Here is a 19,906-nt window from a genome sequence, read left to right as displayed (position 1 = left end):
ATGCTTAAGAAACATCAAAGATACATAATCCTATTTATCGTTGCAATATCCCTCTTTTTGGTAAGTGTTAGAGCACTTTTGCTTTATCAAGGATACGTAATACTTTCCGAGCAACTGGAGGCAATTAGTTATGAGAAATTTTGGCCAATGTATAAATTTGCCTGGGATTGCCAGGTAGGATTATTCCCATTAGAAGAGTTCCCAAAGGTTTACCTATACAACTTCTTAATATTAGTTAGCAAAAATATCTTCCATTTATCCTTTAGGTCATTTGAAATATTATTACTTGGTCTTCAGTTTCCTTTAGGATTTATTTTTGCTTATTGTCTTTTGAAATATTTCATCAAAAACACATTTCTGATTTCTCAAGAGGATTTTAAAGTAGAGATTGCGAGCATCGTAGGAGCCATAATATACGTAATAAACCCCTGGGTGGCTGTGTATCAGCATAATATAAGTTTAAAATTTCAACATGCTCTTTTACCTCTTACATACCTGTATTTTTTAAAAACCCTTCTCGAACATAAAAAATTAAGGTATGCAATAATCGGAGCAACATTGTTAGCTTTGGTGGCCAGTTACAGATATATTGCAGTTATCATCCCTATATACTTGGTTACAATAATGTGGTATCTGGTTTCTAACAAAAATGGTACCTCCCTGATGTCTCTCTTTAAATCAATCATATATTATGGGGGATTCTTCATATTATTTAGCTTGGGCAAATTTATTGCCCCAATATTGTATTCAGTAAGCATGCCCGCACAAGTTGCCCCTGCTAAAAACTTTGATTATAGCTACATGTTGTTGGAAAAGACAGTGAATGTATTCGCTTCTAGGTTTAGCGTATATTCTTGGTCATTAATATATTGGGACTCTTTAATGTATCTATTCTTAGTTATAATGCTCCTGACATTGTTATCATATATACTACCTAAAAAACAAGTTGTAGCAAACAATTCAATGTTATTGTTGCCCATCACAATTTACCTTGTGTATCTACCCTTTACATCTGAGGATCTGAATATATTCAGGGTCGAGGTTTTATGGAGAAGCTCAATAATGATGTACTTTTTGAGACTTTTAAGGCAGGGTAGAATAAACTATATGCCCGCATTGCTGGCACTAAGTATGATGACTTCTATATTTTTATATAAAATTATGTTGCGGCTTGATAAGAAAATATTTTCAAGTGTACTTGTTGCCATCGTTGTTATCTCATCAATTTCCGCGTGGCCAATTTTTACAGGAGATATGAACGGATACTGGACGCCAGCAAAGATTCCCACCGATTACACTATTGCAAACTCGCTTATGGAGAACAACATTAATTACCACGCTCTTTGGGTGCCTCCATTTTCAACTGCGCGACCAGTATGGCTAAACACTACAAGATTAGAAGGGCCACCAGCGGGAATTTTCGCTATGAGGAATTCAAATCTACCTGTGTATTATCACAGGAATATATACTTTTTTGACTATTATGGGCCGCTGACTCCGTTTCCCTTTGTATATCCATTATCGGGATATAAAGGAACAGACTTACCAAAGTTGTATTATTCTATTAATATAAAATATTTGATATTGCATTATGATCTAAATAGCTCTGCTATCAATCCGGAGGATATTAAATCAAAGATAGGGCAGTTAAGACAGCTTGGATTTAGGGAAGTGTATACCGGCAATTATCTAACGATGTTTCAAATTTTTAACAATACGTCTAGTAGAATAAGAATCGGTTCTATTATTGTCATAACAAACAAGGGTTTGCCGGTATATGAATCAATTGTACATCCTGCAAACTTTAGAGACCTTCAAGAGTTAGGACTTGTTTTTTACTCCGAGACCAATAGGAATAGCAAAATTTTAAAGATATCAAGTAGTGTTGTACTAGATTCTCCAGAAGATTTTTCGATATTCGCTACACCTTCAACCAGAATATATCCTCCAGCAATTTATGCAGACAGAATGGTAACTACATATAACAAAGGATGGAGGTATGTTCCAGAAATCTCATCTCCAACATTTCAGAGGGCAGTATCAAAAGAAAAAACTTTACCTTGGAGTTGGGATTTTGATTATTCCAAGGGGCTAGTCATGACTAATGCAGAATTTCAAAAATCCTCCAACACAATTTCAAATAAAACGCTGGTAGCAATTTGGACATTTCAAGATAAGAGAGAGTTATCAGCGTGGGCAAATTATACTGACCAAATACAGTGGAATTCTATACAGACTCTATCACTGCAGAATGGCACATTAGTAACAACGCTATATAACTCAACTTGGGGCTGGAAAACCGTCAAATCTCCTCTCATACATATAAGCTCGAGTCATGTTTATCATTTTGAACTTAGGATTAAAGGATACAATGCGCATGGGGTGCACATAAAGGTTCTTGAACTTGACAAGGATAGTACACCAATATTGACTAGATATGTTAAAACTGTTGGAAGCGGCACCTTCGACTGGAAAACTGTAACTTTTGATTACCAGCCCGAAAATGAAAACACCAAGTATCTCCAACTCCAAATATGGCACGGTCATGAAACAGATAAACCTTTGCCCAACGTGATCTGGGTAGATGATGTGAAAGTTTATGACATAACAAACTACACTAAGCCAGTCACCCTCGAAATTCCCTTCAAAGTCGATAAAACCGATAATTACAAGATTTTCATTCGCTACTTTAAGAACCAGAAAGGCGGAGCAATAAGGGTCTATCTCGATGGAACTCCGATTTATATCAAAACCAAGGATCAGCTAAATAAATTTGTTTGGAAGGATTTAGGCACATTCAAGCTTGAAAAAGGAGAACATAAAATAGTTCTCGAAAACGTCAGAGGCTTCAATGCAGTTAATTTATTTGCATTGGTACCAGAGAACGAGTACTATAAAGCAAAGGAAGAAGTTAAGCGATTACTCCAGAACAAGACAGTAATTTACATATTTGAAGCTGAATCAGACCTTTACAACTCTAATGCTGATACCATTAAAAACCTCAACGCAAGCAACGGAGAACTCATAAAATTCAAAGACGATGGGGAAGCTTGGCAAGACATGGAAATAGTGAAGAACAGCACCTACAAGATTGCATTAAAGGGTATAGGCACATTTAATGTATCCATAGGGAACTACAGCTACATTTTAAGCTCAGAGAATCTAACATTCAGATACACCCCAACTTTTTACTTGAGAGAAGGAAAGTATAAACTAAAAATCACTCCTGTATCAAAGGATGCCATCTTAGATGTCGTCTGGCTCTATTCAACAGACAACAACGAGACCCTCGAGGACATCTTCAACGTCAACGAAACTCCCGCCACAGTCCAAAACTACACAAAAATCAACCCGACCCTCTGGAAGGTCAAAGTCAACGCCACGAAGCCGTTCTTCCTGACCTTCGCCGAGTCCTATGACCCGCTGTGGGAGGCGAGGGTCTACAAGGATGGAAAGCTCGTCGAGAAAGTCAAGCCCGTTCCAGTATACGGAGTCATAAACGGCTTCTGGATCAACCAGACAGGAGATCTTGAAATAGTCCTAAGGTACACTCCCCAAGACTGGTTTGAGAGGGGGCTGATAATCTCCTTAACAACCTTTGTCTTGAGCATCTTCTATATCTTCTACGACTGGAGGAGAGAGAAAGGCGACAGGTGGGCAGGGAGATTGGAAGAGAAGTTCAAAAGGTTAGCAGAGAACGTCAAGAGCAGAATCTTCAGGAGGTGATCGTTACGAAAAAGTTAATCCTTCTGATTTTCATCTCTTTACTGCTCACCTCCGTTTCAGCTAACGTAGAGGAAAGCAAAGAATGGCAAGGCAACGGGGTTAAGGTAGAACATTTGACAATCAACAATGACACAATTCTAAAGGCAACTTCCGTAGGAAGGGGATTTAGTACCCTAGTTTCACCACTAATCCCTATTAATACAACTCTAAAGTACTCATTCTCAATAAAAGCCGAAAACGCCAGCGGCATTTTGGCTGAGATAGCTTATTTCAATGAAAATAAAACGTTTCTCTTCGCAAAGAACCTTACGTTCATAGGAAAGAGCTCTTTTGAGTGGAAAGAAGTAGAAATGGTTGCCCTGCCTTCAAAAGAGGCCAGATTCTCCGCCCTGGTTATTGTGATAAACAGCACCGGGACGGTTTATCTTGATAACTTAACCATTACCGAGGCCAAGCCAATAGAAAAACCAAAGGCAGAGACAAGTACAAGCCAAACTAAAACTGAAACACCAGAAAGCACCAAGGCTACGATCCCCCAAGAAACCAAAGAAGAAACCCCAACAAACGAAACGGAAAACATCCAAAGGCTCCTGATTGACGATGAGGACATTAAAGTCGAAATCCTTCTAAACAAAACTTACCACCCTGGAGATACAATCAGAGCGGACTTCTACATAACCAACAAGAAGGGAGTAGTTAACGAAATAGACATCAGGCTCGAAGTTTACTACTTTGGAGTCAAGGTTTTCTCTTATGAACATCCTTCCTGGCGTGAATACAGCGAAGGGAAAACTATTCACATATTCCACGAATCCAAGCTCCCAATGATAACTCCCCCCGGGAAGTATACTTTAAAGTTCTACATAACTCCAGCGGGCAGGGAAACGAAAGAGATAAGCACGTCAATAACGGTAAAGCCCAACGCAAAGTGGTTCCTGTTTGTTATAACCGTAATAACGCTCTTTTTTGGAACCGTGCTTCTGCTTAAAAAGTACTGGAAGTTGATAACTAAAACATACAAGGAATTCTCAATAGGACAGAAGTTCGTGTTCTTCGCTGTAATAGGGCTGATAATTGCAGCGGTTATCCTTGCATTTGGGGCTGAAAACTACGCCAATGATGTTGCTATTGTAGTCTATTACCTTCTCCTCGTTGGCGTCCTAAACGAATGGGTTGAATATCTGGAGCCCAGATGGGATAGGGAAGACGTGAGGGAAGCCATCAGTGTTTACCTCCTCGCCCTCTTGATGTACCTCTCAAGGGACACCCTGACAGTTTATCCAGCGGTGGCGGTGTTAATCATAGGGACTGCTGTTGGGATATTAAAAATAAAACAAATACGCAGACTTTTCAAAAAAGAAAAGGGAGTCAAAAAGAGAAACATTGAGGAAGTCAAGATAATCGGTGAAACGGAAGATGGGTTCATAATTCTGAGAACAGACGGTGAGGAGGATGAAAGAGAAGAATAAACTAATCTTGCTCTGGTTCCTCCTAATTTTCATTCCCCTCTTCACTTTGAGGCTCTTTCAGGACGAGATGTTATACTTAATCATCTCAAGAAAAGCCCTGCAGTTTGAGTTTTCCCCAAGGTCTTCGCTCGTTTTTATCCTGACGTCCCCGTTTATGGCGTTCGAAAGCTTTGACTTGAAGGTCTTTCTTCCGAGGATTGCAACTTCTTTGATAACACTCTTGGATCTGCTCCTAATCTACGAAATAGGCAAAAGGCATTACGGAAAAAGGGCCGGATTCTTGGGTTCACTAATGTTTCTGCTGTCATTCGTTACCCTACGGTATGGTGCGAGATACACTCTAGAACCCTGGGGGGCTTTCTTTATTCTTCTGGCCATTTATTATTTCCACGAAAAGCCCTTACTGTCGGCCTTCTTCACAGGTTTGGCGTTTTGTGCAAGGGAAACCTGGCTCACAACGTACCCCTTCTTCTTGATGTACGCATGGAAAAGAAAAAAAGAAGATTTCCCAAAAATCCTGATAACTTCAGCGCTCCCAGTAGCCTTGAACCTGCTGTTTATTGCGTCGATCAACTTCTACGGAAGCCCATTGGGGTACAACACGCGAGATACATTAAGCTGGGGGTTGAGTGGAATTTTAAGCCATGCACTGAGGAGCTGGCTTGAATTCTTAATAGGTTATCCTCTGATTGTCATTGGTTTCGTTTATGCCGTCCTAAAAGACTCAAAGAATAGAAATCTCCTGTGGGTTGTCCTTCCCTCGATACTAACCTTAAATGGCGTGAACGGATTCCTGCTCAACGGCCCGTTCGAGCGCTATACCTTCGGACCTTTAGCTTTGATGAGCATCTCCGCTGGCCATGGAATAATCAAGCTTTACGAAGAGTTAAGGCCTAAGATTAAAGCCATAAACATTTTAACGATTAAAAGATGGGTTGCCGTGTTTCTAATTGTCCAGTTTTTATTTTTCAACGCTGCCGTCCTAAAGCTCAGTGATATAAGGGCAAAGGGCATCCAAGACTACGGCTACTGGTACGACAGGGAAGTTTTCAGAATTCTAAAAGAAAACGCCAATCCAGATGAATTTTTTGCCGGAACTCCACACCCAGCCCTTTTAGGCTTCGAGAACTGGAAATGGGCCGACAGGAATATACAAAGAGCCATAGAACTAAACCCCGACTGGATCATAACTTTCGAGAGCTGGGTCAATTTTAGGGAAAACCCCCATGAAATAGGGGAACTGGAGATATATTCAGCGGGTCCGTACTTGTTGATTCATGCCAAGGAAAATGGTGCAATAGGAAAGTACGTCGTTCCGAGTGACCTGAGGCTCTGGAAGTTCAGGAAGTGAAGCGTCTAACCGTTTTCCTTCCGATTATCGCCATTTTCCTTCTTGTCTTTTCGTCGTTCAGCAGGAGCAGAATATTCTCCGCAAGGTCTTTTTCGTCCAATTCGGCCAGGAGGCCATTCTTTTTTTCTTCGACAATTACTGGAAATTCCCCTGCTTTGCTCGTTATAACTGGCGTCCCTAAAGCCAACGCTTCCAGGACTACCATTCCAAAGGCCTCGCTTTTAGACGAAGGCAGAACCAGAAGCCTGGCCTTCTTGTAGTTCTCTATCAGCTCTTTTTTGCTCACAAAGCCAAGGAACCTAACGTTGCTCTCAAGGCCCAGTTCCCTGGACAGCTCTTCATAGTATCCTCTCAAATCTCCATCTCCGATTATGATAAGTCTAACGTTGGGAATCTCCCTTTTGACTAGAACTAATGCCCGTAACAGTAAGTCTAGGTTCTTCCACCTGTGGAACTTTCCCAGTTGCCCCACGAAGAGGATAACGTTCCCTTCCCCTTTGAAATCGGGCTTGGCGAGAAGGAACTCTTCACTAACTTTCGGGTATTTCACCTTCGAATAAAACCCCTTTTTCCACAGAACCCTTTGAACGTACCTAGAAACCGAAACCAATCTGGCGTTTTTCAGCGTTATTTTTTCAACAGTCCTCTCATAAAGCCCTGCGAGAAGATCCACCCATGAGCCCTTTTTGAGCTCTCCGGAGTGATAAACAATGACCACTGGCTTCTTCAAAAGCGTGGCAACAAAGGATGCCACATCGGCAAAAAAAGGAACTGGAGTATGGGCAATTAAAAGCTCGAAATTCTCTCTTTTCATCATTTTCAGGAGCTCAAAGGGGAGAAAAAGCCTAATCGGAGTGTTCGAGAGAATAAAGTCAGGTTTTTTCCTCAAAACCTCGATTTTTCCAATTTTCTCGTGCCTATCTGCTTCCTTTGTGGAACACACGACGACCACTTCATTCTCTTTACTCAGCTCTTTGACCATTTCGTATGCGTACCTCTCCAGCCCACCCCCTTCCGGGTAAAAGTAGGGAGAAACTATCAGAACCCTCACTCAAAGCCCTCCTTCAACATTAGAGAGCTTATAAAGAAGGAGAAGAATATAAGCTGGATGCTCAGCGCTATCAGAGTCAGGACAATTATGGCTGACCTTACCTCAAACAGCTCACCATATCCTGCCTCCCTCCACTTCAGGAATATCCTTACGCCCAAAGTCAAGCCCGCAACAAACAGTGTCCCACCGAGTATGAGCCCTTCCTCCAAAATTGAATACCTCATGAAAAACTTAGTTATTCTGTCAGGCCTATCCAGCCCTTCTTTGACGGCGTAGACCTTTCCAGATATTCCGAAATTTATCACCTGAAAGCCCACTATTGTCAAAAGGCTTCCCAAGATCATAGTGTGCATTCTCAACGGATCCGTATTGTAAGCGTAAGCTATGAGACCAAAACCAATGATAACCAAAAACAGCCCCGGAAGTAAAAATAGATAAGAGGGCGAATAGAGGAGCATCAGCCTCAGGTGCCTCCACCCGTCCCTGAACGAGTGAAGCTTTGAGTCCCCAATTCTTGGATAATAAGTTATAGGCACCTCCGCAATCCTTAAACCGGCCTTTGCCGCCTCTATCACCATTTCGCTCGCGAACTCCATGCCCCTACATTTTAGGGGAAGCTTCTCAAGGGCCTCCCGTTTTATCGCCCTGAATCCACAGTGGGCGTCGGAAATTCCTGCCTTGAAAAATAAATTCAGGATCTTCGTCAGGAGAGGGTTTCCCACGTAGCGGTGCAACCAGGGCATGGCCCCGGGTTTGATCTCGCCTTTCAACCGCGTACCCATGACAAAATCAACATCTTCATTTTTCAGCATCTCCAGAAACTTTGGGATGTCCCTTGGGTCATAGCTCCCGTCCGCATCCATCATTACAATGTACTTCCCCTTTGCAACCGCGAAGCCCTCTAAATATGCATCCCCGTAGCCCTTTCTTTTCTGCCGAACAACCTTTGCACCCAGGTTTCTTGCGATTTCTGGAGTCCTATCACTGCTCTTGTCCACAACTATGATCTCGTAAGATATCCCCATCTGCTCGAGGGTCTCTTTTATCTGGCTTATAATCTTAGCAACTGCCTTTTCTTCGTTCATGGTTGGCAAAATCACTGAAACTTCAACGCCCATCTAGAACCCTCTCATAAAATTTTTCTGTTAATTCGGCTATGTTGCTCCAGTCATACCGTTTGGCGTTTTTTATGCAGTTTCTTTTAAGCTTTTTTCCACGAGAGAGCGATATTTCAATATATTTTGCTAGGGAGGTCGGAGAGGGTTGCGATACGAAGCCAGTGTACCCGTGTATTATTAAACCCTCGACAGCGTTCATTGGATAGTTCACTGTCACTACAGGCAGGCCGGAAGCGTTTGCTTCCAGAGCCACTATACCAAAGCCTTCTCTTTTTGAAGGGAGAACGAAGGCTTTTGATGATTTCATGTATGAGATTACCTCATCATGTGACTCAAGGAATCCCACAAATTTCACATTTTCAGACAGCCCTAAGTCAAAGGCTAATTTTTCCAGCTGATACTTTTCCGGCCCGTCTCCTACTATGAGAGCACTAATGTCTGGCATATTTTTCTTCACTTCCACTAGTGCCTCTAAGAGCAACTCAACATTTTTCTCTTTAATCAGACGTCCCACGAAGACCACATCGTACTCATCCTCTGCTTTTTTCACCTTGCTTATTTTCTCAAAATCAATACCGTTCGGAATAAACTCGCTCGTCACTCCCAAAGACCTCAGTCTCTTTTGAGTTAGTTTAGAGACAGAAATATTGTTTGTCGTCAGTTTACTCGTTAATTTTTCTATTTGAGCCCCAAATACTCCCAAACTTCCCAGGTACTCCATCCAGTATTCTCCCCAAACTTCGTGCCACGTGACCACCAGAGGGATGTTTTTTAGGGCCGAGTGAAACTTAATTGAGAAGCAAGAGAGATACGGAAATTGCTGGCAGTCTACGATATCATAACTCCCATTAAATTTGGAAAGTAGCTTCACTGCAAAGTATACCGCCCCCCTAATGGAACGTCTGCCTCCAGAGTAGAGAGACAACCATCGTCCGACCTTGTGAAGCTTGATCTCTGTTAAATCCCTCCAGTCTAGGCCATACCAATAAACTTCATGTTTTTTCGCAAGTCTCCTTCCTATCTCGTATACTCTTTTTTCAACTCCACCTTTCACAAATGGACAACCTCATAGGCGTGGAGAACTTTGAGAAGAAGGACTACGGCGTCGAGATAAAGGCCAGAAAGCTCGGGGGAGTTAGGGAATGGATGTAGAGGACTACATTCTGCTCTTCCTGTCAGCGTGGGTTCTCATATCCGCGTTAGCGACGAGAAGTATCGACGTTTTCCTAACCCTGGCACTGATAGGGCTTTTGATAACACTGGAGGTTGGCGGCCTGTTCCTGAGCAGGGAGCAGAAGGAAAACCTGAAGCCTCTCGTCGAGCTCCTTCTCGTTATATTCGCCATAGTGGTGATGAAGAAAGTCTACGAAGTCCTGAGCGGGTGACTTTGGTATTTTCCCAGAAAGCAGGATACCAATCGAAAAATATAAATATCCTAAAACAGGATAATCCTGTTGGTGGATTATGAATGAAATTCTATAACAGAGAGAGGGAACTTGAAGCTCTGGAAAAAAGCTTTGGCCTTACTGATACCAGGTCTTCGCTGGTCATAATCACGGGCAGGCGCAGAATTGGGAAAACAAGACTTGTTAAGGAATTTTTCTCAAGGAAAAACATCCCGTACCTTGACTTCTTTGTCTCGGTTAAGGAGGAGCGCCTTCTGCTGGAGGATTTTCGGGAGGAGATTGAAGAAAAACTCGGCTATTCTCCCAAATTCGAAAGTTTTGAGGATTTCATGAACTTCCTGTTCCGGACACAGGATAGGACAGCCGTGTTTTTTGACGAATTTCAGAACTTCCTGAAGATAAACCCCTCCATAGTTCATGACTTCCAGAAATTCTGGGACAGGTATAAGGAGGACAAAAAGTTCTTCATAGTGCTTTCTGGCTCTTACATCGGGATGATGCGAAAAGTGTTCCTCCTCCGGAGGTCACCGCTGTACGGGAGGAGCGACCTTTACATAGACCTCAAACCATTAAAACCTGGCACGGTCTTTCAGATGCTCGACGACATGGGTGTGAAAGACTTTGAGGAAAAAATAAAGTTCTACGGTGTTTTTGGCGGCGTGCCGAAGTACTACGAATATCTTGAGCTCTTCAAAGAAGAGAATTTCTTTGATTTTCTGGAGCAGATGCTCAGGTTTTCATCAATCCTCCAGAGCGAGGGCGAGGCCCTTCTCATAGAGGAGTTCGGGAGGGCCCACAAAATATACTTCTCTATACTCGAGGCAATTGCAAGCGGCAGAAACACACTCGTGGAGATAGCGAACGCAATTTCACAGAAACCAACGACCATAACGAAATACCTGAAATCCCTTGAAGATTATTTCAACTTGATTTCGAGAGAAAAGCCTGTTCTAGAAAAGAGGGCCAAAAAGTCCCGCTATATTATTAGTGACTACTTCCTAAACTTCTGGTTCACGTTCATACGAAAAAACCAGGGTTTGGTTGAAACTGAAAACTATGATGCTCTAATAAAGAAGATAGAGGCCAATTTCTCGACATATTTCGGCAGGATATTCGAGAGAGTCGTCAGGGACATTCTGGTCGAACTGAACCAAAGAGGTGTTGTGGAGTTTGAGGAGATAGGGCCCCAATGGGGCAAGGCCAAGAAAGGCAGCTACGAGATTGACCTCGTCGGTATAAAAGGCGATAAGGCCTTGTTCGTTGAAGTGAAGTGGCGGGACGGCGTTAATGCCGAGGCCATCCTCAATGACCTGAAGGAAAAGGTAGATTTAACCAAATGGAAAGGCAAAAAAGAGTTTCTAATCATTGCGAAGAGCTTCAAAAAGAGGGCCAATGGCGCAATCTGCTGGGATTTAAGGGACCTTGAAAGGCTGCTTTTACGCGGGTAATTTCTGACTCTGTTAGAAGGAAAACCATTTTAAGCACTCCCCCTGTTATCGGTGGTCGAATGGACTGGAGAGACTACTGGGACCTGATAACGATCATCGCGCTCTCGCTCATCCTTGACTTCCTCATCGCTTTCTACCCCGACAGCCTGCTTAGGAAGGCCCTCGGGCTGGCCTTCGTGCTCTTCTTCCCGGGCTACGTCTTCATAACCGCCCTTTTCCCCGAGAAAAAAGAACTCGACAACCTTGAGAGGCTCGCGCTGAGCTTCGGCCTGAGCATAGCCATCGTCCCCCTCATAGGCCTCGGCCTCAACTACACGCCCTGGGGCATAAGGCTCAAGCCAATCCTCGTCAGCCTGACGGCCTTCAACGTAGCCTTCGCGCTCATAGCCATCTACCGCAGGAGGAACGCAATCTACCCCTGGGTTCCCAGGATAACGCTCGAAAAGATAAAGGAGGAGCTTGGGTGGGAGCAGTCCAGCAGGCTCGACAAGGCCCTGACGGTAGTCCTTATAATCGCGATAATGACCTCCATTGGTACCCTCGCCTACGTGGTGACACATTCCAAGCCCGGCGAGGCCTTCACAGAGTTCTACATCCTCGGGCCCGAGGGAAAGGCCGCTGATTACCCAACCGAGCTGTTCATCGGAGAAAACGCCACAGTAATAATCGGCATCGTCAACCACGAACACAGGAACGTGACATACTACGTCCAGACCTGGCTCGTAAACCTGACCTGGGACAACACTACAAACACCACCATAATCCACGAGATGTACCCGATGCCCGGCTGGTTCAACGTGACTCTGCCTCACGTTCCAGTGGACATTGAAGGCAACTGGACGCCCCAGTTCGAGACGAACTACACCTTCAGCATAAACAGACCCGGAAAGTGGCAACTATGGTTCCTCCTCTTCAAAGACGAACCGCCAGAACTCCCACCGGCACCACCAGACGGAAACTACGCCGAGACAGAGGCCAAGAACCTAATACTGGACGCCATAAACGGAACCACCCAAAGTCTTAAACTGAATATACAGGTGCTTGAGTGAGCAATTACTTGGCAGTATCGAAAAGTATATAAACGATCTCTTCAATAGTCTACGGTGTTACTAATGAGTGCAGTCAATATGAAACACCTGGCCATCGTGTCCGCAATCCTGGCCATGCTGGCGTTATCGGGCGTGGCCAGGTCTTACTTCACGGACACGGCGCTCTCCGAAGGCAACACCATAACCACCGGAGAGCTCGACGTTGCCATCAGCAAAGACGGAAAGCGCTTCTACAACGAGCTGAAGCTCTTTGAGGTAGAAAACCTGCTCCCTGGAGAAAACAGGACTGTAACGTTCTACGTCAAGAACAGGGGCACTGTTGATATGGGAAGGCTCACGCTGACCCTAAACGTCAGGAACTACGAAGTTAAGATGTCGCCGGCGGAGAAGGAGGTAGACTCAACACCCGAAGAGGGTGAACTCGGAAAGTGGCTGACACTGAGGGCAATCACAGTCAACGGAAGGAAAATTAAAGTCAACGAAACCCTCAACTCACTCAGCGGAAAGGCAATAACGCTCCCACAGATGCTCAAGCCAGATGAGAGCGCACAGGTCGAGATGACCTTCGAACTGCCTAAAGAAGCCGGCAACGAGTGCCAGACTGATGGAGTAAAGCTGACAATAAGAGTGGACGCCGGCCAGTGAACTTTTAATACCTCCCTCCAATTTTTCCCGGTGGAAGCATGATTGGAATAATATTCGATATGGACGGTGTCGTTTACAGGGGTAACCAGCGCATCGAGGGGGCAAAGGAGGCAATCGAGTACCTCAAGGAGAAGGGAATCCCCTTTGTCTTCCTCACCAACAACTCCACCAGAACACCCAAAATGTATCGAGAAAAGCTCCTCTCCATGGGCATAGACGTCCCAGAGGAGAGAATAGTCACCTCCGGGCTGGCGACGAGGCTCTACATGAAGGAACACATGGAGCCCGGGAAGGTCTTTGTCATAGGCGGCAAGGGGCTCCACGAGGAGATGGAAAACCTCGGCTGGGGGACGGTGAGCCTTGAAGAGTGCAGGGAAGGAAAGTGGAAGGAAATCAGGCACGTAGTCGTCGGCCTCGACCCGGAGCTGACCTACGAGAAGCTCAAGTACGGGACGCTCGCCATCAGGAACGGGGCGACATTTATAGGGACGAACCCCGACACCACTTACCCGGCAGAGGGGGGCCTCTACCCCGGCGCCGGGGCAATAATAGCGTCGCTGAAGGCATCAACTGACAGGGAACCCCTCATAATCGGAAAGCCGAACGAGCCGGCCTGTGAGGTTGTAAAAACAAAGCTCGGCAACGTTGACGAAATCTGGATGGTCGGCGACAGGCTTGACACGGACATAGCATTTGCAAAGCGCTTCGGCATGAAGGCATTGATGGTTCTCACGGGCGTCAGCACCCTGAATGACGTCGAGAAGAGTGAAGTCAAGCCCGACCTCGTCCTGCCGAGCATAAAGGGGCTCCTCGACTACCTCAAAGCGGTGGTAGAATGAAGGCCAGGGAGCTCATCGAGAGGCTCATATGGCAGGAGAACGAGCTCTACAACCTCTACAAGCTCGGGGAGACCTTTGCCCTCTTCGAGAGGCCCGAGATGAGGGACACATTCATGCTCATAGCGGAGGAGGAGCTGAGGCACAGGGAGACCCTGAAGGGGCTCCTGGGCGAGGGAACACTCGAAAATCTGATAGTGGACTACACCGAGGAGCTCTCGATAGAGCCAGTCCTCAGCGACGAGAGGGCAGAACCCCAGAGCCTCGAAGAGCTAGTGGTTGAAGCGGTGGTGAGGGAGCGACACGCCTACGAGATGTACATGAGACTCTCAAAGCTCCTCGGAGAGCCCTTCAACGACCTCTTTCTCCACCTCGCGAGGGAAGAGCTTACCCACGCGTACAGGCTGAAGCTCCTGTACGAGACCCTCTAATCATCCACCGCTTTTTCTACATCATTCCATACCATCCAATGTGATAACCCAGAATTCGTCATGGTGGCAACGTTAACCAGGGTAAGGTATATTAGGAGACTAGGCCGAAAATGGGGCACTGATGATTTTACTAATTGACAAAATTATGTATAATGATATGTCAGGGGTGTTTATATGGCTGTTGAAAAAGTGATGAAAAGAGACGGTAGAATCGTGCCATTTGATAGGGAGCGTATAAGGTGGGCCATCCAGAGGGCAATGCTTGAGGTTGGAATCCACGATGAGAAGCTCCTCAACAGGGTCGTCAGGAGAGTCGTCAGAAGGGTGAACGAGCTCTACGACGGGCAGATTCCAAACATTGAGAACATTCAAGACATCGTCGAGCTTGAGCTCATGAGAGCTGGCCTCTTCGACGTCGCCAAGGCCTACATCCTCTACCGCAAGAAGAAGGCAGAAATCCGCGAGGAGAAGAAGAAAATCCTCAACAAGGACAGGCTCGATGAAATAGACAAGCGCTTCTCCCTCAACGCCCTCCGCGTTTTAGCGAGCAGATACCTCATAAGGAACGAGAAGGGGGAGATTGTTGAGAGCCCGAAGGAGCTCTTTGAGAGGGTCGCCACCCTCGCGGTCATCCCCGATTTACTCTACGACGAGCGCGTTTACGACAAGAACGGAAAGCACGAGCAGGATTTAAGCCGGGTCAAGTACTACTTAGAGCACTTCGAGGAGTTCGACGGGAAGTACTCAATAGGGCGCTTCAAGCTTAACAAGTACCACTTCGAGAGGCTCGTGAACCTCTACCGCGAGCTGGCGGAGAAGGGCAAGATGAAGGTCTCGATAGACGAGTTCCTAAGCATGCTCGAGAACGGGGCCTTCGACGATTACGAGAGCGAGGTGGAGGAGTACTACAGGCTGATGGCAGGTCAGGTTTTCATGCCCAACACTCCGGCCCTCATCAACTCAGGAAGGCCCCTCGGCATGCTCTCGGCCTGTTTCGTTGTCCCAATAGAGGACGACATGGAGAGCATAATGAAGGCCGCGCACGACGTGGCCATGATACAGAAGATGGGAGGAGGTACGGGGCTTAATTTCTCAAAACTCCGTCCGGAGGGGGATTTCGTCGGTTCCACCGCTGGAGCGGCGTGTTTCACGGGAGACACTAGGATTCTCACAGACAGGGGCTTCATCCCAATAGAGGAAATAGTGCATGGTGAGAAACCAAAAATCATCACCCACGCGGGACTTAGGAGCATTGTAGAGGCCTATGACAACGGAGAAATGGAGGTATTTAGGGTCGTCACAGAGGATGGCTACGAGCTCAAGGTTACGAACGACCACAAGTTCCTCGTCTTTGATGAAAACGGGAAACCCCTCCTTAAGCCCCTGAGGGAGCTGAACGTCGGCGATTACATCTACATCCTTGCCCCAGAGTGGAAAGGTGGAGAATACGTCAAGCTGAAGACGGACATCGAGCTTAAGAGTAAAGGCTACGAAGTGAACCTGCCATCAATACTCAACGAGAAACTCGCATATCTCCTCGGAATCATACACGCAGACGGACACGTGAGACACTATTTTGAGAACGGGAAGAGGAAGAACTCAAAGATAGAAATCTACCTGAACCAGAGTGAAACGGGGATAAAGGAGAAGGTCAAAAGGTACTTTAAAGAGCTCTTTGGCATCGAGCCAAAGGAGTTCCTGAGGGAAGAGAGCCACAAGATAACACTCGTCATTCCCTCAACGAAGATAGTCAGGTTCCTCGAAGCAAACAGTCTTTCAAAAGACAAATCTGAAAACATACGCGTCCCGGAGGCCATCTTCAGGAGCCCGCCGTCGGTTATGGCCGCTTTCCTTGCGGGATTCTTTGATGGGGATGGCGCGCTCGACCAGCACTACAGAATAGCCTTCAAGTCCGTTTCAAAGGAGTTCATAAAGGACGCCCAGCTCCTCTTCATGGCCCTTGGAATCGTCACAAGCATACAGGAGTACAGCCCAAACGCTCCCGGCCACAGAACCGTCTACACACTCAGAGTTCAGACGAGGGACATGAAGCTCAAGGCATTTGAAACCCTAAAAGAGTCAGTCAAACTGTCAGAAATAGCCAATGAAGCGATTAATAACCTCGAAGAGAACGGGAAGAACAAGAAGTATTCCTTCCCGTTCAACGTGATATACCGCATAAAGAACCCGGAGATGAGGGCAAAGATACAGAGGGACTACAAGCTCTTAGCTTACAACTCGAAGGTAACACACAGGGCCTTTATAAGGAAGGTGCTTGAGCTTAAAGATGAACTCGGTCTCGATGAAGAGGAAGTCAAGTACTTTGAAATGCTTTCAAAACTGTATCCAACGAGGATAACTAAGATAGAGCCCCTTGGAAAGCGCCATGTCTATGACCTCCAGGTTGAGGAAGTTCACCTCCTCACGGGAAACGGAGTTTACACCTCCAACAGCGGGCCAGTTTCCTTCATGCACCTCATAGATGCAGTCAGCGACGTCATCAAGCAGGGAGGCGTAAGGCGCGGAGCAAACATGGGAATCCTCGAGGTCTGGCATCCCGACATAGAGAAGTTCATTCACGCGAAGGAGAGAAACACTGGAACCAACGTGCTCAGCAACTTCAACATCAGCGTCGGCATCTGGGAGGACTTCTGGGAAGCCCTGAAGGAGGGCAAGCGCTACCCGCTCGTGAACCCGAGGACCGGCGAGAAGGTCAAGGAGATAGACCCCAAGAGCCTCTTCGAGGAGTTAGCGTTCATGGCCTGGAGCAAGGCCGACCCCGGAGTTATATTCTTCGACGTCATCAACAGGAGGAACGTTTTAGCGGAAGCGAAGGGAGGGCCGATACGGGCTACTAACCCGTGTGTGGTCGGGGAGACGAGGATTCTTACCCCAGAAGGATACATCAAAGCAGAAGAACTCTTCACGCTCGCGAAGGAGCGCGGAAAGAAGGAGGCTGTTGCGGTAGAGGGCATAACCGACGGAGGGGAACCCTACGCCTACGCGGTTGAGGTTCTCCTTCCGGGAGAAGAGAGAGTGGAGTACAAAACGGTTCACGGAGCTGAGCTGACGATTGCTGACCCGGTAGCGGTTCCCGCCTACGTCTGGAAGGTCGGCAGGAAGACCGTCGCGAGGGTGAAGACAAAAGAAGGATACGAAATAACCGCAACACTTGACCACAAACTCATGACCCCTGAGGGCTGGAAGGAAGTTAAGGATATAACTCCGGGTGACAAAATACTCCTCCCGCGCTTTGAAGTCGAAGATGACTTCGGAAGCGAGAGCATAGGGGAGGACTTAGCCTTCGTTCTCGGCTGGTTCATTGGAGACGGATACCTCAACACAAACGACAGGAGGGCATGGTTCTACTTCAATGCCGAAAAGGAAGAGGAAACAGCCTGGAAAGTCAGGGAAATACTTGTCAAACACTTCGGAATCAAAGCCGAGCCCCACCGCTACGGCAATCAGATTAAGCTCGGCGTTAGAGGAAAAGCTTACGAGTGGATTGAGAGCATCGTCAAAACCAACGACAAGCGCGTTCCCGAAATCGTCTTCAGGCTAAAGCCGAGGGAGATAGCGGCTTTCCTCCGTGGCCTCTTCAGTGCCGATGGCTACGTTGATAACGACAAGGCGATAAGGCTAACCTCCAAGGACCGCGAGCTACTCAGGGAAGTCCAGGACCTCCTGTTGCTCTTCGGAATACTGTCCAAGCTCTACGAAAGGCCGTACCCGAGTGAGTTCAGGTACACCACCAAAGACGGCGAGGAGAGAACTTACAAAGGCGAGGGTTACCACGAGCTCGTCATAGCCAACTACAGCAGGAAGCTCTTCTCGGAGAAGATTGGCTTTGAAGGCTACAAGATGGAGAAGCTCAGCCTCAAGAAGACCAAGAGGGACGAGCCTATCGTTACCGTGGAGAGTGTCGAAGTACTTGGAGAAGAGCTCGTTTACGACTTCACCGTTCCAGAGAAGCACAGCTACATAAGCAACGGCTTCCTGAGCCACAACTGCGGAGAGGAACCACTTTACGAATACGAATCGTGCAACCTCGCGAGCATCAACCTTGCCAAATTTGTAAAGTATGACGACGAAGGAAAGCCCTACTTCGACTGGGACGAGTACGCCTACGTGATTCAGAAAGTAGCTAAATACCTCGACAACGCCATCGACGTCAACCGCTTCCCGCTCCCGGAGATAGACCACAACACGAAGCTAACCCGGAGAATAGGCGTCGGAATGATGGGACTGGCAGATGCGCTCTTCAAGCTCGGCATACCCTACAACAGCGAGGAAGGCTTCGCCTTCATGAGGAAGGCCACCGAGTATCTCACCTTCTACGCCTACAAGTACAGCGTTGAGGCCGCCAAAAAGCGCGGAACGTTCCCGCTCTACGAGAAGAGTGCCTACAAGGACGGCGAGCTACCGGTCGAGGGCTTCTACCACCGCGAGATATGGACGCTCCCGTGGGACGAGCTCGTCGAGGAAATCAAACGCTATGGAGTCAGGAACGGCATGGTGACCACCTGCCCACCGACGGGCTCGGTTTCAATGATAGCAGACACCTCCAGCGGAATCGAGCCAATCTTTGCCCTCGTCTACAAGAAGAGCGTCACCGTCGGCGAGTTCTACTACGTTGACCCAGTCTTTGAGGCAGAGCTCAAGAAGCGCGGTCTCTGGAGTGAGCAGCTACTGAAGAAGATAAGCGACAACTATGGAAGTGTGCAGGGCCTTGAGGAGATTCCAGAGGACATGCAGAGGGTCTTCGTGACCTCGATGGACGTCCACTGGCTCGACCACATCCTGGCTCAGGCCAACATACAGCTCTGGCTCACCGACAGCGCGAGCAAGACGATAAACATGCCGAACGACGCAACGGTGGAGGACGTTAAAGCGGCATACCTTTTAGCTTACAAGCTCGGCTGTAAGGGAATAACAGTCTACCGCGACGGCTCGCTCTCGGTGCAGGTCTACAGCGTCGAGGGAGAAAAGAGGAAGCGCGTCCCGGCCAAACCGAGCAGGTACGCGGTCGAGAAGCTCAAAGCCGTTGTCGAGGCCGAGCCCTGGCTGGCCAATTTCATCAACGTCGAGGCCATACTCAACGGCACCAACGGGAAAGAGAAGATAGGACAAACGCTCAGCTTTTCCCTGAGCACGGCAAAGGCCATCACGCCAAAGACGCCAGAGCACCCGCACCATGCGGAGAAACCGGAGATTCCCGAGGAGAAGATTAAGGAGCTCCTTGGAGTGGCTTACTGCCCGGTCTGCTACGAGAAAGACGGAGAGCTGGTAGAGCTCAGGATGGAGAGCGGTTGCGCCACCTGCCCGCGCTGTGGATGGAGCAAGTGTGTCATCAGCTGAGGGTTTCTTCCGTTTTCT

At 47.0% G+C, this 19,906-nt stretch carries 13 protein-coding genes; 10 read left to right on the top strand and 3 right to left on the bottom strand.

Going from position 1 to position 19,906, the window contains the following annotated elements; all coding sequences use genetic code 11:
• From TEU_RS03720 to TEU_RS03710, 3 genes are read left to right on the top strand one after another with little or no spacing between them, the layout of a single operon-like run.
• Nucleotides 1-3,726, top strand: coding sequence for a glycosyltransferase family protein (locus TEU_RS03720; RefSeq protein ID WP_050002515.1), 3,726 nt, complete (start codon nt 1-3; stop codon nt 3,724-3,726).
• On the top strand, nt 3,654-5,195 hold the full coding sequence (locus tag TEU_RS03715; RefSeq protein ID WP_227738764.1) for a hypothetical protein: 1,542 nt from the start codon (nt 3,654-3,656) through the stop codon (nt 5,193-5,195). The genes TEU_RS03720 and TEU_RS03715 overlap by 73 nt, the downstream gene beginning before the upstream one ends.
• Nucleotides 5,179-6,546: a glycosyltransferase family 39 protein gene (locus TEU_RS03710; protein ID WP_050002514.1), complete on the top strand. Its 1,368-nt coding sequence runs from the start codon at nt 5,179-5,181 to the stop codon at nt 6,544-6,546. The genes TEU_RS03715 and TEU_RS03710 overlap by 17 nt, the downstream gene beginning before the upstream one ends.
• Here TEU_RS03710 and TEU_RS03705 read toward each other — a convergent pair.
• The 3 genes from TEU_RS03705 to TEU_RS03695 are packed head-to-tail and all read right to left on the bottom strand — an operon-like array spanning nt 6,536 to nt 9,769.
• On the bottom strand, nt 6,536-7,597 hold the full coding sequence (locus TEU_RS03705) for a glycosyltransferase family 4 protein (RefSeq protein WP_050002513.1): 1,062 nt from the start codon (nt 7,595-7,597) through the stop codon (nt 6,536-6,538). The two genes, TEU_RS03710 and TEU_RS03705, sit on opposite strands and share 11 nt — an antisense overlap.
• A complete protein-coding gene (locus TEU_RS03700; RefSeq protein WP_050002512.1) occupies nt 7,594-8,715 on the bottom strand; it encodes a glycosyltransferase family 2 protein in 1,122 nt (373 codons plus the stop codon). Before TEU_RS03700 ends, TEU_RS03705 begins: the two co-directional genes overlap by 4 nt.
• Entirely contained in the window at nt 8,705-9,769 is a 1,065-nt protein-coding gene (locus tag TEU_RS03695) for a glycosyltransferase family 4 protein (RefSeq protein WP_144244814.1), read from the bottom strand. The genes TEU_RS03700 and TEU_RS03695 overlap by 11 nt, the downstream gene beginning before the upstream one ends.
• A gap of 88 nt (nt 9,770-9,857) precedes the next feature.
• On the opposite strand from TEU_RS03695, the gene TEU_RS03690 reads away from it, so the two are divergent.
• The 7 genes from TEU_RS03690 to TEU_RS03660 all read left to right on the top strand — a co-directional run bounded on the left by TEU_RS03690 (nt 9,858) and on the right by TEU_RS03660 (nt 19,888).
• Entirely contained in the window at nt 9,858-10,100 is a 243-nt protein-coding gene (locus TEU_RS03690) for a hypothetical protein (RefSeq protein ID WP_050002511.1), read from the top strand.
• 83 nt (nt 10,101-10,183) lie between these two features.
• Entirely contained in the window at nt 10,184-11,569 is a 1,386-nt protein-coding gene (locus TEU_RS03685; RefSeq protein ID WP_050002510.1) for an ATP-binding protein, read from the top strand.
• Nucleotides 11,570-11,628: 59 nt separating this feature from the next.
• Entirely contained in the window at nt 11,629-12,618 is a 990-nt protein-coding gene (locus TEU_RS03680; protein WP_050002509.1) for a DUF1616 domain-containing protein, read from the top strand.
• A 63-nt stretch (nt 12,619-12,681) separates the two neighbouring features.
• Nucleotides 12,682-13,263, top strand: coding sequence for a TasA family protein (locus TEU_RS03675; RefSeq protein ID WP_050002508.1), 582 nt, complete (start codon nt 12,682-12,684; stop codon nt 13,261-13,263).
• Between the two features lie 38 nt (nt 13,264-13,301).
• Nucleotides 13,302-14,102 carry an HAD-IIA family hydrolase gene (locus TEU_RS03670; protein WP_050002507.1) on the top strand — a complete coding sequence of 267 codons (801 nt, stop codon included), beginning with the start codon at nt 13,302-13,304 and terminating at the stop codon, nt 14,100-14,102.
• A complete protein-coding gene (locus tag TEU_RS03665; RefSeq protein WP_050002506.1) occupies nt 14,099-14,530 on the top strand; it encodes a ferritin family protein in 432 nt (143 codons plus the stop codon). The genes TEU_RS03670 and TEU_RS03665 overlap by 4 nt, the downstream gene beginning before the upstream one ends.
• Before the next feature lie 174 nt (nt 14,531-14,704).
• Nucleotides 14,705-19,888: an adenosylcobalamin-dependent ribonucleoside-diphosphate reductase gene (locus TEU_RS03660; protein ID WP_050002505.1), complete on the top strand. Its 5,184-nt coding sequence runs from the start codon at nt 14,705-14,707 to the stop codon at nt 19,886-19,888.
• Nucleotides 19,889-19,906: the final 18 nt, after the last annotated feature.

Source organism: Thermococcus eurythermalis (assembly GCF_000769655.1).
GTDB classification, from domain to species: Archaea; Methanobacteriota_B; Thermococci; order Thermococcales; family Thermococcaceae; genus Thermococcus; species Thermococcus eurythermalis.
The sequence above is the reverse complement of the archived record's forward strand: the minus strand, read 5'-3'. Positions and strand labels throughout refer to the sequence as shown.